This window comes from Chlorogloeopsis fritschii PCC 6912 (assembly GCF_000317285.1).
In the GTDB taxonomy this organism is placed as follows: domain Bacteria; phylum Cyanobacteriota; class Cyanobacteriia; order Cyanobacteriales; family Nostocaceae; genus Chlorogloeopsis; species Chlorogloeopsis fritschii.
In genome coordinates, this window is record NZ_AJLN01000116.1 from 329,062 (window position 1) to 343,583 (window position 14,522).

The following is a 14,522-nucleotide window of genomic DNA, read 5'->3' on the forward strand; positions in this document are numbered from 1 at the left end:
GTAGGGTGGGGAAATTTTCTAAGTAATGCCGTTATGCAAGCTCAGATGTTACACTAATATTACATTTATTTTAGAGAGGCAAAAAATGAACCAACGGGACTTCTCAAGCCTGACTTGACAAACCCGGCTAATGGCATTCACGCTATTAATCTGATTGTCTACAAAATCGCTGAGGCTTTGTACAAGTCTAGATATCCAGAACCAAGTATTTGGCGTTCTTCGCCCATCACTACAGTTGCTAACAATTTCGACAAACTTTATTTCCCTTCAGATAGTTTGTCACGTTCCCCGAAATACACTCGCTACCTCAGTGACGATAGGTTACTCAGAACTCACACCACTGTAATCATGCCAGAGTTACTTCCCCACCTTAGGGGAGAACAACTCATCCTCCACCCCGGTATTTGCTATCGTCGCGATGTGGTGGATAAACGCCATGTGGGCGAACCCCACCAAATGGATGTTTGGCTGATTAATGAACATCAGCATCTAGGTAGAGAAGCTTTAATTCCATTCATCGAAACTATTATTTACGCTGTTCTGCCAGGTATATCCTACCGCCTCAACGAAACTTCGCACCCCTATACCCGCAATGGGTTAGAAATTGAAGTGTTAGTTGATGGCAAATGGATTGAAATCGGAGAATGCGGGGAAGCTCATCCTCATTTGTTGCGATCGCCTCAGAGCGGATTAGCGTCTGGTTGGGGATTAGATCGTCTGGTGATGTTAGTCAAAGGGATAGATGATATTCGCTTGCTGCGAAGTACCCATCCCCGGATTGCCGAGCAGATGAAAAATTTGGAATCTTACCACCAAGTTTCCAATCAACCTAGCATTAGTCGAGATATGTCAATTGTGACTGAGTTAGATACGGAATTGGAAGATATCTGCGAACAAATAGTAGAGGTATTGGGTGACGACGCCGAACTTTTGGAGTCAGTAGATATACTGAGTGAAACGCACTATCAACAACTTCCACCCCAGGCTATTCAACGCTTGGGTATCCAACCCGATCAAAAGAATCTTTTGGTGCGGATGACTCTCAGGAGTCTACATACATCAATTTCAAATCAAAAAGCCAATTTGTTTAGAGAATTGGTTTATCAAAAGATTCATCAGGGAGTAGTTGTGAATCTCTAGAACAGCAATTTAGTAGTTACAACAAAAAAGCGATCGCCATCTTAATGAGAGGCGATCGCTTGCAATCAAAACTAGATGTTCACACCCTTACCAGTGGTGTCGTATCCAATCGTAAATTTTTACGTATTCTTCCCCTGGATTATTCCATGAATAGTCATATTCCATACCTTGAAGAGCTAGTTTTTGGAACTCATCCGGATAGTAGTGCCACAAGCCAATCGCTCTATCCATTGCTGATTCAATCGCAAGATAATCAGTATCGTAGAATACGTAACCATTACGTTTTTCTGGGGGGACATTCTCGTCGTAGTCGCGATCAAACACGGTATTTACCAGCCCACCCACACCCCGGGCAATCGGTACAGTACCATACTTCAAACCAATCATCTGGGTTAACCCACAAGGCTCGTAGTTACTTGGAACCACAATCATATCTGCCCCTGCATAAATCAGGTGGGATAATTCTTCGTTGAAGCCCAGTTCTAAATGTACATCGGGGTTATCGTTCAAAAAGCGCTTTTCGTGCTGGAAGTGAGCATTGATACCAGGTTCTGTGGCAGAACCCAATAATACGAATTGCGCTCCCCGATCTAGAGCGTAATAAATTGCGTGGTGAACAAGGTGAACGCCTTTTTGATTATCTAAACGACCGATGTAAGCAACAATTGGTTTATCAACATCGCGTAACAACAGTCTTTCTCTTAAAGCTTTTTTATTTTTGGCTTTATCTTCAAAGGTTTCTTTGGTGTATTTACAAGGAATATAGCGATCGACTTCGGGATTCCAAAAATCATAATCTATACCGTTGAGAACCCCGCTGAATCTATCTTGATGTAAATGTAAGGTATGACCTAAACCACAACCAACATCCGTGTAACGAGCTTCCCAAGCGTGGTTGGGTGAAACTGTGGTGATAGCGTTGGCGTAAACTATGCCCCCTTTCATTAAGTTCAAAGCAAAGGGGTTGAAGTTGTCGCGCAGCTTATCATATTGGAAATAATAAGCTTCTTGGTTTAAACCTGTCGCCCGCAGAGCATCAGCACCAGCTATTCCTTGATGTTTAAAGTTGTGAATGGTGTAGCAAACTCGTTGATACTCCATGCCGTGATACTTATAAATTTCAAACAGCAGGGGTGGTATTAAACCAGTCTGCCAGTCATGGCAATGGATAACATCAGGGCGCTTATTACTTCTGAGCAAAAATTCTAAAGCGGCTTTACTGAAGAAGGCAAAGCGCATATTGTCATCATCACAACCGTAATAGCAACCCCGATTAAAGAAATTATCCTGAGAATGAGGTTCAATGAAGAAACAGACTCGTCCGTGTACCCAACCACAGTAAACAGAACAGTGAATAGCAGCGCCATACCAGGGCACCCATAAATTTAAGTAGGCATCATGAAGCCCCCAAATATGGTCGTAGCGCATACAATCATACTTTGGCAGAATAATCTCGACGCAATGCCCCCGCGTCTCCAACTCACGACTCAGCCCGTAAACGACATCCCCTAAACCCCCAGCTTTAATCACAGGAGCGCATTCCGAGGCAATCTGTACAATGTACATCCCTACTCCTCGCTTAACAAAACTTTATTTTTATATTCTCATTCATTATATGAAAGATGTACTCATTGACAAGCGACTGGTGGGATGATACAGGAATTATGTATAAATTAAAACGGTGCAATCCATAGAATATAAAAAGTGTAATAAAAACTTTGCGATCGCTTGAAGGGAAAAGTGCGATCGCTAATCATCATTTACCGTGCAAGCAATTTTGATACTTCTGAATGCATAAAGGCAATATCAGGATCGCGTTGGATTGCCTGATAGTAACGTATTTGCATGGTAGTTCCTTCTTCTGAAGGTTGGAGCAACATTCGTGCTTCTGCCAATAGCTGATTGGCTTGGTTGATCGTCACGGGTTCTTTGCTACTCATAACTTCATCAATTTGAACAATAAATTGAGAAATAGGATGTAGCCAATCAAACCATTCATGCCCAACCACTAGTTGAAAAAATTCCCCTTTGGATTTAATGCGTCCGTAAAATTGTTCATAACCAACACGTTCAGACTCCAGCAAAGCTTTGTGAAGACTGAGTAGCGCTTGTCGTACTTGCCGTAGTTGTTGCAGTGTGGCATCTAAAGATGGGTTGTGAGAAGACATCGGGCAATGATTAGGGTAGACACTTTTCCCATCTTGTCATAATAGGAGGCAGATGGCAGAAGGCACTTTAAACATCAGGCAACAACGGTAAGCGACGAATACGAATTCGGCTTGGCTCGATCGTCACAGCCGCCCCCTGCTGTAGTTCTTCCTCACATTCATCAATCACTTTCAACAGCAATTCAGTCAATGCTGGGGCGCGTAACCTTTCAATACGAATACGAATAACCGAGGGAAAAGTTGCTTCATCAAGAGCTAACAATGTATGAAAGTCTGCGTCGAGTGTCACAACAACACGCCCTTCCTCTCTTGCCATTTTAATAATCTCTGTATCTTCGGCTTCAGATAGCCCAATTTCACCTATATGAATTGTGTCAATTCCTAACTCACGTAGTAGTATTGCCGTAGAGCGTGGTAATCCCTGATCAAGCAACAGTTTCATAATTTGCAGGTAGTTCGACGATCCGATCGTCTAAGTAGGAGGATGCAAAAATCAGAGCTTGGCGAATGTCTTCATCTTCTATTTCTGGGAACTCTTGGTGTAGTTCTTCTCGATTAGGATAAGTAGCAAGTAACTCAATTAGTCGGCGAACAGTGAGGCGAAGATTACGAATGCAGGGTTGTCCATTCATACGATTGGGATTGCTGGTGATACGATCTAATTTCATGAGAGTAACTCTATCTCCTTGCAAAAGTCATCGTTATTATATAGAAACTTTTTTCTAATATCCCCTTTGAGCAATTAGAGCGACTTTTTCCAGTTAAAAGCTCTTTAGGAATAATATGTAGGAAATTGCTGCATATTTTGCCATACAGTACATAAGTAGCGATCGCATAGTTAACCAGCTACTTCTGCGATAAATATCACCGAGGCGGGCTGTTGAGTTTTGGGATGAATCGGCTCGTGCATCTCCATCAGCCGAAATCCACTAACAACAAAAAGCTCGATCCAATTTTCTAAAGTTCGGAAATACCAAGGAGCCGGATCGGTGAAATTAGAACTGAATCCAGCCCATGAGCCTTGTCGCCAACCCTCCTGGTATGGGGAATCACCACACGCTACTACTGGGTGCAAAGTCTGGACAATAAATAAACCACGGGGTTTCAGTAACGATGGTACAACTCTAAACAATCCTTCGACTGGTTCCTTGCCAAACAGCGCAAAGTTACAAACCGCGACATCAACAGAGGCTCTGAGCTTGCCTTCAGCAATCTCCTCATAAGAAGCCACAAAAAAATCGCCACCACCAGCTGCTTGGGCTTGTTCAATCAGGGTGGGAATCACATCTACTCCCATCACGTGGATTCCTTTGGCAGTAAGTTCGCGGGCAAGCCAGCCTTCACCGCAACCAATGTCGAGAACAGAGTTGGGTGAGCGACTCAAAATAGCATCAATTATTGCCTGGTTTGTGACTAAATTACGACTCTCAATCTGTTCCTCACGCACTGCGCTTATCCACGTTAACGCGTTCTTTTGCCATGAGTCTACTATCTTGGCATCGCTGAGTGGTTCCATATTTGTCAATTCTTTCACTAGCTAAATAGTAATTATACGTAACTACTATGCTCGTGATGGGTAGATTACTCTTGATTTGTGATGCGATCGCTCTCACCAAATTGTTCTATCAAATTATTCTTTCAAACCGAATTTCTCTCGGATCGCTTCGTCTTTATCTTTAAAGCCAACCATTACTGCCGTACCATCCTTAACGAAAAGGGGACGTTTGAGAAGCATCGCATCTTTAGCAAACGCCTCAATCCACTCTTCATCAGTCCAAGTTTTCTTCTCATCACCAAGGGCACGGTAAGATTGTCCGGAGGTGTTTCGCATTGACTGAGAACCTAAAGATTTTACCCAGTTTTGGATTGTCTGGCGACTGGGCGGCTTTTCTTTGGTATTAATAAACTCATAATCAATACCGTTGTCTTGTAGCCACTGGAAAGCTTTTTTGCAGGTTCCGCAGTTAGGTATACCGTAAACTTGAATTGACATAGTATAGGGGATAGAGGACAGGGGACAGGAGTAATATTATAAATACTTCTTCCCCTCCCCCACTCCTCTTGTGTAACCTGTAACCTATTTTCTGAGAAAATGCGCGATCCAGAAATTAAAATCGATCCGGGAACTCTTCTGTTAATTGTGTCTGTTCTACTGCTCGTGCCGCTTTTGATTGCTGGTTTTTTCTTTCAATAAGCTTTGTAAGTTGCAATAGCATAATTAATAATTCTTGCGCTCGCTCTGGACGATCGCACTAATTAAGTCAAAATGAAGGCGATCGCTCACAGGGAATTTTCATGACTGCAACAGCATCATCACCCAACTTACCTGTATTAACGGAATCAAGATCGGGATTGCCTAATATTTGTGGTTGGGAAGCAGAAATTCAGTCAGTGGTTCAACAGAATAATCCAGTATTTTTGACTACTACTAATCTGCGTTTGGAAAACATCACGGCGGGATTTGCTTGCGCTCTACATATGCATCAACCCACTATTCCCGCAGGTGCAAACGGTCAACTCATCAGTAATCTCCAGTATATGTTTGAACATCCCCATGAAGGGGATAACCACAACGCCGGAACCTTTGCCTGGTGTTACAGCCGCATGGGAGAATTTATTCCCGAATTGATTTCCCAAGGTTGCAATCCTCGAATTATGCTCGACTATTCGGGCAATTTACTCTGGGGATTATGCCAAATGGGAAGGGATGATATCTTCAACAATCTCAAGCGCATCACCTGCGATCCCCAATATCAGCCTTATGTGGAATGGTTGGGAACGATGTGGAGCCATGCAGTTGTTCCTTCTACTCCCATTCCCGATCTAAAACTGCATATTCAAGCGTGGCAACATTATTTTGCAGCGATGTTTGGTTACGATGCCCTCAAGCGCGTCAAGGGCTTTTCTCCTCCAGAAATGCACCTACCCAATCACCCCGATAGCTTATTTGAATACATCAAAGCGTTAAAAGAATGTGGCTATCGCTGGTTGATGGTGCAAGAACATTCTGTTGAACGTCTCGACGGTTCTGCTTTACGCCACGAAGATAAATATCTTCCTAACCGTTTGCTTGCCCGCAATTCTCACGGTGAAACTATCAGCATCACAGCATTAATTAAAACTCAGGGTTCAGATACAAAATTAGTGGCGCAGATGCAACCCTATTTTGAAGCAAAGGGTAGAGGAAAGCAGCAAATTGGTAATGTGGCTGTTCCTTCGTTAGTTACCCAAATTGCCGATGGGGAAAATGGGGGCGTGATGATGAATGAATATCCCCGCGATTTATTTCGGGTGTATCACGAAATCCGCGATCGCGGTGGCAATTATGCAGGTGTAGTAGCACTGAATGGTACAGAATATTTAGAACTAATTGAAGCAGCTGGTGTTAATTCTGAAGATTATCCGACGTGTCAAGCCATTTCTCAACACAAAATTTGGCAACGAGTCGATCCGGATCATGCTACACCAGAAGCTGTAGAAAAAGCGATCGCTGATTTAAAAGCAAGCGACTATCAATTTCATATGGATGGTGCTTCTTGGACAAATCATTTAAGTTGGGTGCAAGGCTATGAAAATGTCTTAGATCCGATGAAAAAACTTAGCGTTCTGTTTCACAAAAAATACGACTCTTTGGTGCAACAAGATTCTTCAGTAACGCAAAGCCCTGACTACCAAGAAGCTTTGCTATATAACTTATTGTTGCAAACTAGTTGTTTTCGCTACTGGGGACAAGGAACTTGGACTGATTATGCACGAGAGTTGTATCAGCGTGGTGAAGCGGCGTTAAATCGTTAGGAGTTAGTAGGGGCGGGTTTTATTGATTATTTTTCGGTTAAATCGACAATTTCTCTTTTAAACCCGCCCGTACAGTAGTTGGTAACGGTGGGTTTTGCTGATAATCTTGCCGTATCCAATTTTTAGGCGATAACGACCACAGATGGACACAGATAAACACAGATAAATTATCCGTGTGCATCTGTGTTTATCTGTGGTCGATTTCTAAAATATGATTTTTGCTTGTTATTTTAATTCACATCAGACGTAATTTATCTTTTAAACCCTCCTATACAGTAGTTAGTGGTTGATTATTTACTACCAGCCTCCACAGAAAATCTCTTTCTTGATACCAACTTAATTAAACGTCACCACACTGCGAATCGATTCACCCTTGTGCATTAAATCAAAAGCATCATTAATCTGCTCAATCGGCATCACATGGGTAATCATATCGTCAATGTTAATCTTGCCTTCCATGTACCAATCAACAATTTTCGGTACATCTGTTCGTCCCCTTGCACCACCAAACGCCGAACCTTTCCAAACGCGCCCAGTGACAAGCTGAAAAGGACGGGTGCTAATTTCCTCGCCTGCTCCAGCAACACCAATAATCACACTCACACCCCAACCTTTATGACAGCATTCCAAGGCTTGGCGCATAATTTTGACATTACCAATGCATTCAAAACTATAGTCAGCACCGCCTTTGGTTAACTCCACTAAATAAGCAACTAAATCGCCTTCAACTTCTTTGGGGTTAACAAAGTGCGTCATGCCAAATTTTTCTGCTAAAGCGCGTTTTTTAGGATTGATATCTACCCCAACAATCATATTTGCTCCTACCATCCGCGCTCCTTGAATGACATTCAAACCGATGCCACCCAAACCAAAAACTACTACATTTGCTTCCGGTTCTACTTTTGCTGTATTTATGACTGCACCAATACCCGTTGTTACGCCGCAGCCAATGTAACAAACTTTATCAAAAGGGGCATCTTCGCGAATTTTGGCGACGGCAATTTCCGGCAGTACCGTGTAGTTTGCAAAAGTAGAAGTTCCCATATAATGAAGAATCTTTTTGCCATCAATGGAAAAGCGACTCGTGCCATCGGGCATGACACCGCGCCCTTGAGTAGCACGGATAGCTTGGCAAAGATTAGTTTTAAAGCTCAGACAATATTCACACTGACGACATTCGGGAGTATACAGGGGAATCACATGATCCCCAGGTTTAACACTGGTGACACCTTGCCCCACCTCAACTACAACACCAGCACCTTCGTGTCCTAAAATTGCTGGAAATAAACCTTCTGGATCTTTACCAGAAAGAGTGTAAGCATCCGTATGGCAAACTCCGCTGGCTTTAATTTCAACCAGCACTTCCCCAGCTTTTGGCCCTTCTAATTGTACGCTTTCAATAGTCAATGGTTTACCTGGTTCGTAGGCTACTGCTGCTTTAACTTCCACTGTCAAGTCTCCTGTTTAGCTTGCTTAGTCAGCTAATCTGAGTTTATTGCAGGCTATTGATTGTGGACTTGTTTGTAACTTTTTAGCAAATAAAGCTAAAAGCGAAGATGGGAAATAAGGCAGACGGCAGAGAGCAGCGCCGTGCGGAGGTTCCCCTCCGTTGAGGCGACTGCGGAGAGGCAGAAGGAAATTAGAATAAGGGACAAGGGGATAGGGAGACACGGGGATTGAGCTTTTAAGAGTAACAAAAAATAAATTATCCAATTATGTAGTTTTTGATGTATCACAAATTCGACATTTTTTTAATTGGAAGTCCCTTTGAAGGTGAAGTTTGAGCTTCTGAAGGTGAAAGTTGAGCTTTTGAAGGTGGAAGTTGAGCTTCTGAAGGTGAAGTTTGAGCTTTTGAAGGTGAAGTTTGAGCTTCTGAAGGTGGAAGTTGAGCTTCTGAAGGTGGAAGTTGAGCTTCTAATCTCGAAGTTCCAGTTTTTCAATCTTCCACTCTGCCCCTCTGCCTTATTGCTAAGTGAAAAGATGGAAATTCTTCTATAATTAATAGACTATTCGATTGCTCGTATTGTGCATAGCTTATGAATCCTGCCCTGACTAAAATTGGCGCTCAAATGTCTAACTTAACGGGCGTCAGAGCGATTATGAAAGATATTATCGAAACATTGCGAGCGGGTGCAGGGCAGCAATTTATTAATTTGAGTGCTGGTAATCCGTTGATATTGCCTGAAGTAGAACAGTTATGGCGAGATTGTACGGCAGAGTTACTAGCTAGCTCAGAATACGGTGAAGTCGTTTGCCGCTACGGTTCCAGTCAAGGCTATGCACCATTAATTGAAGCGATCGCCGATGATTTTAACAAGCGCTACGGTTTAAACTTAAGCGATCGCAATATCTTGGTTACCCCTGGTAGCCAAAGCCTCTATTTTTATGCCGCCAATGCTTTTGGTGGTTACACTAACAGCGGTGAACTCAAACAAATTGTTTTGCCTCTCAGCCCAGATTACACTGGTTACGGTGGAGTTTGTTTATTTCCAGAAGCTTTAATTGCTTATAAACCAACTCTAGATATTGACGCGACTGCCCATAGATTCAAATATCGTCCTGACTTTAGCCAATTATCGATTACAGAAAGTACGGGTTGTGTAATTTTATCTCGCCCCAGCAATCCTACGGGTAATGTCTTAAGCGATGAGGAAGTGAAAAAAATCGCTGCCCTAGCTGCACCTTATGATGTGCCAGTATTAGTTGACTCCGCCTACGCGCCTCCTTTCCCGGCATTAAATTTTACCGAAATGATGCCTGTGTTTGGTGGCAATATTATTCACTGTATGAGTCTATCGAAGGTAGGATTACCAGGAGAACGCATCGGTATTGCCATTGGTGATGAAAATCTGATTCACGTGCTGGAGTGCTTCCAAACAAATTTGTGCATTCACCCATCACGCTACGGACAAGCGATCGCTGCCCGTGCTATTAACTCTGGTGCCTTGGTAGAAATTTCCAAAACCGTGATTCGTTCTTTCTACCAAAATAAATTCACAATTTTAGAAAGTACTTTAGATGCAACCATGCCTAAAGATTTACCTTGGTTTTTGCATCGCGGTGAAGGAGCCATTTTCGCTTGGTTGTGGTTGCAAGATTTACCAATCACTGACTGGGAATTTTACCAACAACTCAAGCAAGTGGGTGTGATTGTTGTACCCGGTAGCACCTTCTTCCCAGGTTTGCAGGAAGAGTGGCAGCACAAGCAGCAATGTTTGCGGATAAGCCTCACTGGTACTGACGAGGAAATCGCAACTGCAATGCAACGTTTGGCAAAGGTGGCAGAAGAAGTTTATCAGCGTGCATCTGTGAGTGTTTAAGCTCTAGGCAAGGCAGTAGGCAGATGGCAGGAGGCAGAAGGAGATGAATCAGGAGACAGGGAAGCAACAGAAGCAGGGAAAGCAAAGGAACAAGGGTAAAAATAAACAACTCCTTTCCCCATCTCCCCATCTCCCCACCTCCCCATCTTCCAAATTAGATAGTTGGTTAGAAATCGGCACTATTGTTGCAGCTCAAGGCTTGCGTGGGGAACTGCGAGTTTACCCAGACTCGGATTTTCCAGAAAGATTTGAGGTGCCAGGTAAACGTTGGTTGTTGCATCCTGGGCAGACTGAACCACAACCGATAGAATTACTGGCAGGGCGTTACATCGAAGGCAAAAACTTGTACGTCATCACCTTAGCTGGTGTGGAAAATCGTAATCAAGCAGAAGAATTGCGCGGTTGTAAGTTGTTAGTGCCCCAAAGCGATCGCCCCCAGTTAGCAGAAGATGAATATCATATTCTCGATTTAATTGGTTTGCCAGTTTTTATGCAGGAAACTGGGCAATTGATTGGCAAGGTGATAGATGTTCTGTCTGCTGGCAATGATTTGTTGGAAGTCGAGTTGCATCAAAAAGAGGAAGGGGAGAAAATCAAAAAATCCAAGACTGTTTTGATTCCATTTGTGAAAGCGATCGCCCCAGTGGTTGATTTAGAAACTGGTCGTATTGAAATTACTCCTCCTGACGGTTTGTTGGAAATTAATAGTTAATAATTCCTAACGAATTTCTCTATCTCAAATCTCTGCACTCTTACTCTAAGAGAAGGCGGCTACCTAGTGCGTTTAAGAGTGCTACTATTTACCCACAGTTGTATGTAAAATGCGCTCTAGATCCCCGACTTCTTTAAGAAGTCGGGGATCTGTTTTTAGTGTATTTATGTTGACTTAATTAATTGATACTGATATTTTTCACGCTTATGCAACAGCCCGGAGGCGGCAGCCCACCACCCTCGTTACCAAGTTCAACCTGGTAACGAGAATTAAAGCATTCTGGCTCTCGCTGAGAATGATGCAAGTTGCCAGGATAGAAAAGACGAAAAATAAATTGAATTTTATCGAGAGTTTTAGTCTTAATTACAATCAAAAATTAAATTATAAACAGTTAATATTGGATAAATATTATTCGATTATATACTCATGACGAGAAAGAAGCTTTTAACTATTTCTTTAAGTTGTTGGATTAGTTTGTAGCCCGCAAGAAAAACTTAGAATCAGATGAAGCCAAGAAAAAGCCGTTTTCCCAGCCAAATATTAGAAGCAAGTCTAGATTATTTCTCCAGCTTTAGCAAGAAGATACTTATTTGGCTGATTTGAATGTAAATCAATGTTTATAATAAGCAGAAATTATACTTCTACCCAAAGTTATATTTTTATATTTAAACTATCAAAAATATTTACAGATTTTATAAGAATTAATGTAATTTTTGATAATTAGCTAAAATTATTATTAAAAATACTCGTAAGTAAATATTTTATTTGCTAGCCTCTCATAAGGGTTCTCAAAACACTCTACATACTTATTTTGAATTTCAAAAAATAACTAATTTGCTTTAACCACTACTAACATCAACTTCTGGTAAATACCAGGAAAAATTTTTCGCAAGTAAGATGATCTTCATGCTGAAGGTAAATAAACTTTCATAAAAATGAATTATTGTCATGGAGTTTGGATATGACTTTAGCAAGCCCTCCCCAAACAAAACCGTTATCAGATGAAGAATTGCGCAAAATGAACGCCTACTGGCGCGCAGCTAACTATTTAACGGTTGGACAAATTTATCTCCTCGACAACCCCCTGCTGAAAGAGCCACTGAAAATAGAACATATCAAACCTAGACTTTTAGGGCATTGGGGAACAACTCCGGGACTCAACTTTCTCTACGTTCATCTCAACCGGATCATTAAGAAAGATGATCTGAACATGATTTATATTGCCGGGCCTGGCCATGGCGGTCCTGGTATAGTTGCCAATACATACTTGGAAGGCACGTACAGTGAGTACTATCCTAACGTCTCCCAAGACGAAGAAGGGATGAAACGGCTGTTCAAACAGTTCTCTTTCCCCAGTGGTATCGGCAGCCATTGCACTCCTGAAGTTCCCGGTTCTATCCATGAAGGCGGTGAACTTGGTTATTCGTTATCCCACGCTTATGGCGCTGCCTTTGATAATCCAGACTTAATTGTTGCCTGTGTTGTTGGCGATGGCGAAGCAGAAACTGGTGCTTTAGCTACTAGCTGGCATTCCAACAAGTTTCTTAATCCAGTGCATGATGGTGCAGTTCTTCCCATCCTGCACTTAAACGGGTATAAAATCGCCAATCCCACCGTGTTAGCACGGATGAGCCGCGAAGAATTGCAAAGTTTGTTTGTTGGTTATGGCTATAAGCCCTATTACGTTGAAGGTTCTGATCCGGAAGCCATGCACCAATTGATGGGGGCAACATTAGATACAATCATCAGAGAAATTAAAGATATTCAAGAAGAAGCCCGCAATCATGGCTTTCGCAAGCGCCCCCAATGGCCAATGATTATAATGAAAAGCCCTAAAGGCTGGACAGGCCCAGAGGAAGTAGACGGGAAAAAAACAGAAGATTTTTGGCGATCGCACCAAGTTCCCTTTGGCGAGTTAGCAAGTAAGCCAGAACACCTCAAACTGTTAGAGGATTGGATGAAAAGTTACAAGCCAGAAGAACTTTTTGATGAGCACGGCAAACTCAAACCTGAACTGGCAGAACTTGCCCCCAAAGGGCAACGGCGCATGAGTGATAACCCCCACGCCAATGGTGGCATTTTACTACGCGATCTGAAAATGCCCGACTTTCAAAATTACGCTGTGGATGTTCCCGAATCAGGTAAGGTTGTTGCCGAAGCTACAAAGGTAATGGGAAACTTCCTACGGGATGTATTAAAACTAAATCAAGAAAGCCGTAATTTTCGGATTGTTGGCCCGGACGAAACTAAATCCAATCGCTTAGACGCTGTATTTGAAGTTACCAATCGAACTTGGGTAGCCGACACTGTCCCTGAAGACGAAAACTTGTCTGTCGATGGACGAGTCATGGAAATTCTCAGTGAAAACACTTGCCAAGGATGGTTAGAAGGCTACCTCCTTACAGGTCGTCACGGCTTCTTTTCTTGCTACGAAGCATTTATCCACATCGTAGACTCAATGTTTAACCAGCACGCCAAGTGGCTGGATACTTCCCGTGACATTCCCTGGCGCAGACCAATTGCTTCCCTCAATTATCTGCTCACTTCCCACGTTTGGCGGCAAGATCACAACGGCTTCTCTCACCAAGATCCGGGTTTTATTGATATTGTTGTCAATAAAAAAGCAGGCGTGATTCGGGTGTATCTACCCCCCGATGCCAATTGCCTGTTGTCAGTAACCGACCATTGTCTGAGAAGTCGTGACTATGTCAACGTCATCATTGCCGGAAAACAACCTGCTTTACAGTACCTTGGCATGGACGCAGCAATCAAGCACTGTACCAAAGGTATTGGTATTTGGGAATGGGCAAGTAACGATCAAGGTAGCGAACCCGATGTAGTCATGGCTTGTGCTGGCGATATTCCTACTTTGGAAACCTTGGCAGCAGTAGACATTTTGCGGCAGAACTTCCCCGATTTGAAAGTGAGGGTAGTAAATGTAGTCGATTTGATGGTATTGCAACCACCGAGCGAACATCCTCACGGTTTAAGTGATAAAGACTTTGATAGTATTTTCACTACAGATAAACCAATTATCTTTGCCTTTCATGGCTATCCCTGGTTGATTCATCGTCTTACCTATCGCCGTACTAACCACAATAACTTGCACGTGCGCGGCTACAAAGAGGAGGGAACCACCACCACACCCTTTGATATGGTTGTAAGAAACGACTTAGACCGCTTTAATTTAGCAGATGACGTGATAGATAGAGTACCAAAGTTGGGTTATAAAGCAGCTTATGTAAAGCAGATGCTCCATGATAAGCTCATTGAGCACAAACACTACATCGCCAAGTACGGTGAAGATATGCCGGAAATTCGTGACTGGAAGTGGCCCTATTAAATGGCAAAACTAGGACATTAGGAATAAACCTGGCTTTTTGAAAA

13 protein-coding genes are annotated in these 14,522 nt (G+C 42.7%); 6 read left to right on the plus strand and 7 right to left on the minus strand.

The genetic code is table 11. The features are described 5' to 3' along the window. Positions 1 to 114 precede the first annotated feature (114 nt). Positions 115 to 1,140: a PheS-related mystery ligase SrmL gene (gene srmL, locus UYC_RS0125370; RefSeq protein ID WP_016874489.1), complete on the plus strand. Its 1,026-nt coding sequence runs from the start codon at positions 115 to 117 to the stop codon at positions 1,138 to 1,140. 87 nt (positions 1,141 to 1,227) lie between these two features. On the opposite strand, the gene glgA is transcribed toward srmL, so the two are convergent. The 6 genes from glgA to UYC_RS0125400 all read right to left on the minus strand — a co-directional run bounded on the left by glgA (position 1,228) and on the right by UYC_RS0125400 (position 5,301). Further along, positions 1,228 to 2,706, minus strand: a complete 1,479-nt coding sequence (gene glgA / locus UYC_RS0125375) for a glycogen synthase GlgA (protein ID WP_016874488.1) — start codon at positions 2,704 to 2,706, stop codon at positions 1,228 to 1,230. 194 nt (positions 2,707 to 2,900) lie between these two features. After that, a complete protein-coding gene (locus UYC_RS0125380) occupies positions 2,901 to 3,308 on the minus strand; it encodes a hypothetical protein (RefSeq protein ID WP_016874487.1) in 408 nt (135 codons plus the stop codon). Between the two features lie 67 nt (positions 3,309 to 3,375). Next, complete coding sequence (locus tag UYC_RS0125385; protein WP_016874486.1) at positions 3,376 to 3,750, minus strand: DUF5615 family PIN-like protein; 375 nt, start codon at positions 3,748 to 3,750, stop codon at positions 3,376 to 3,378. Then, positions 3,734 to 3,976 carry a DUF433 domain-containing protein gene (locus UYC_RS0125390; RefSeq protein ID WP_016874485.1) on the minus strand — a complete coding sequence of 81 codons (243 nt, stop codon included), beginning with the start codon at positions 3,974 to 3,976 and terminating at the stop codon, positions 3,734 to 3,736. Before UYC_RS0125390 ends, UYC_RS0125385 begins: the two co-directional genes overlap by 17 nt. 170 nt (positions 3,977 to 4,146) lie before the next feature. Further along, positions 4,147 to 4,824 (minus strand): class I SAM-dependent methyltransferase, encoded by a 678-nt coding sequence (locus tag UYC_RS0125395; protein WP_016874484.1) that lies wholly within the window; start codon positions 4,822 to 4,824, stop codon positions 4,147 to 4,149. Positions 4,825 to 4,938: 114 nt separating this feature from the next. Then, positions 4,939 to 5,301: a Spx/MgsR family RNA polymerase-binding regulatory protein gene (locus UYC_RS0125400; RefSeq protein ID WP_016874483.1), complete on the minus strand. Its 363-nt coding sequence runs from the start codon at positions 5,299 to 5,301 to the stop codon at positions 4,939 to 4,941. A 302-nt stretch (positions 5,302 to 5,603) separates the two neighbouring features. Between UYC_RS0125400 and UYC_RS0125410 the strand changes: the two genes are divergently transcribed. After that, a complete protein-coding gene (locus UYC_RS0125410) occupies positions 5,604 to 7,103 on the plus strand; it encodes a hypothetical protein (RefSeq protein ID WP_016874481.1) in 1,500 nt (499 codons plus the stop codon). A gap of 336 nt (positions 7,104 to 7,439) precedes the next feature. Here UYC_RS0125410 and UYC_RS0125415 read toward each other — a convergent pair whose 3' ends face one another. Continuing rightward, a complete protein-coding gene (locus UYC_RS0125415) occupies positions 7,440 to 8,552 on the minus strand; it encodes an S-(hydroxymethyl)glutathione dehydrogenase/class III alcohol dehydrogenase (RefSeq protein ID WP_016874480.1) in 1,113 nt (370 codons plus the stop codon). 324 nt (positions 8,553 to 8,876) lie between these two features. Here UYC_RS0125415 and UYC_RS0125420 point away from each other — a divergent pair, with 324 nt between their 5' ends. The 4 genes from UYC_RS0125420 (at position 8,877) to UYC_RS0125435 (ending at position 14,478) form a co-directional block, all read left to right on the plus strand. Further along, complete coding sequence (locus UYC_RS0125420; RefSeq protein WP_016874479.1) at positions 8,877 to 9,101, plus strand: hypothetical protein; 225 nt, start codon at positions 8,877 to 8,879, stop codon at positions 9,099 to 9,101. Between the two features lie 38 nt (positions 9,102 to 9,139). Further along, positions 9,140 to 10,423, plus strand: a complete 1,284-nt coding sequence (locus tag UYC_RS0125425) for a valine--pyruvate transaminase (RefSeq protein ID WP_016874478.1) — start codon at positions 9,140 to 9,142, stop codon at positions 10,421 to 10,423. 43 nt (positions 10,424 to 10,466) lie between these two features. After that, entirely contained in the window at positions 10,467 to 11,135 is a 669-nt protein-coding gene (gene rimM, locus UYC_RS0125430; RefSeq protein ID WP_016874477.1) for a ribosome maturation factor RimM, read from the plus strand. A gap of 961 nt (positions 11,136 to 12,096) precedes the next feature. After that, positions 12,097 to 14,478, plus strand: a complete 2,382-nt coding sequence (locus UYC_RS0125435) for a phosphoketolase family protein (protein WP_016874476.1) — start codon at positions 12,097 to 12,099, stop codon at positions 14,476 to 14,478. The last annotated feature ends 44 nt before the right edge of the window (positions 14,479 to 14,522 follow it).

Coding starts and splice junctions, on each gene's coding strand:
- glgA (WP_016874488.1), bottom strand. CDS start 2,706: ATGTACATTGTACAGATTGCCTCGGAATGCGCTCCTGTGATTAAAGCT.
- UYC_RS0125380 (WP_016874487.1), bottom strand. CDS start 3,308: ATGTCTTCTCACAACCCATCTTTAGATGCCACACTGCAACAACTACGG.
- UYC_RS0125385 (WP_016874486.1), bottom strand. CDS start 3,750: ATGAAACTGTTGCTTGATCAGGGATTACCACGCTCTACGGCAATACTA.
- UYC_RS0125390 (WP_016874485.1), bottom strand. CDS start 3,976: ATGAAATTAGATCGTATCACCAGCAATCCCAATCGTATGAATGGACAA.
- UYC_RS0125395 (WP_016874484.1), bottom strand. CDS start 4,824: ATGGAACCACTCAGCGATGCCAAGATAGTAGACTCATGGCAAAAGAAC.
- UYC_RS0125400 (WP_016874483.1), bottom strand. CDS start 5,301: ATGTCAATTCAAGTTTACGGTATACCTAACTGCGGAACCTGCAAAAAA.
- UYC_RS0125410 (WP_016874481.1), top strand. CDS start 5,604: ATGACTGCAACAGCATCATCACCCAACTTACCTGTATTAACGGAATCA.
- UYC_RS0125425 (WP_016874478.1), top strand. CDS start 9,140: ATGAATCCTGCCCTGACTAAAATTGGCGCTCAAATGTCTAACTTAACG.
- rimM (WP_016874477.1), top strand. CDS start 10,467: ATGAATCAGGAGACAGGGAAGCAACAGAAGCAGGGAAAGCAAAGGAAC.
- UYC_RS0125435 (WP_016874476.1), top strand. CDS start 12,097: ATGACTTTAGCAAGCCCTCCCCAAACAAAACCGTTATCAGATGAAGAA.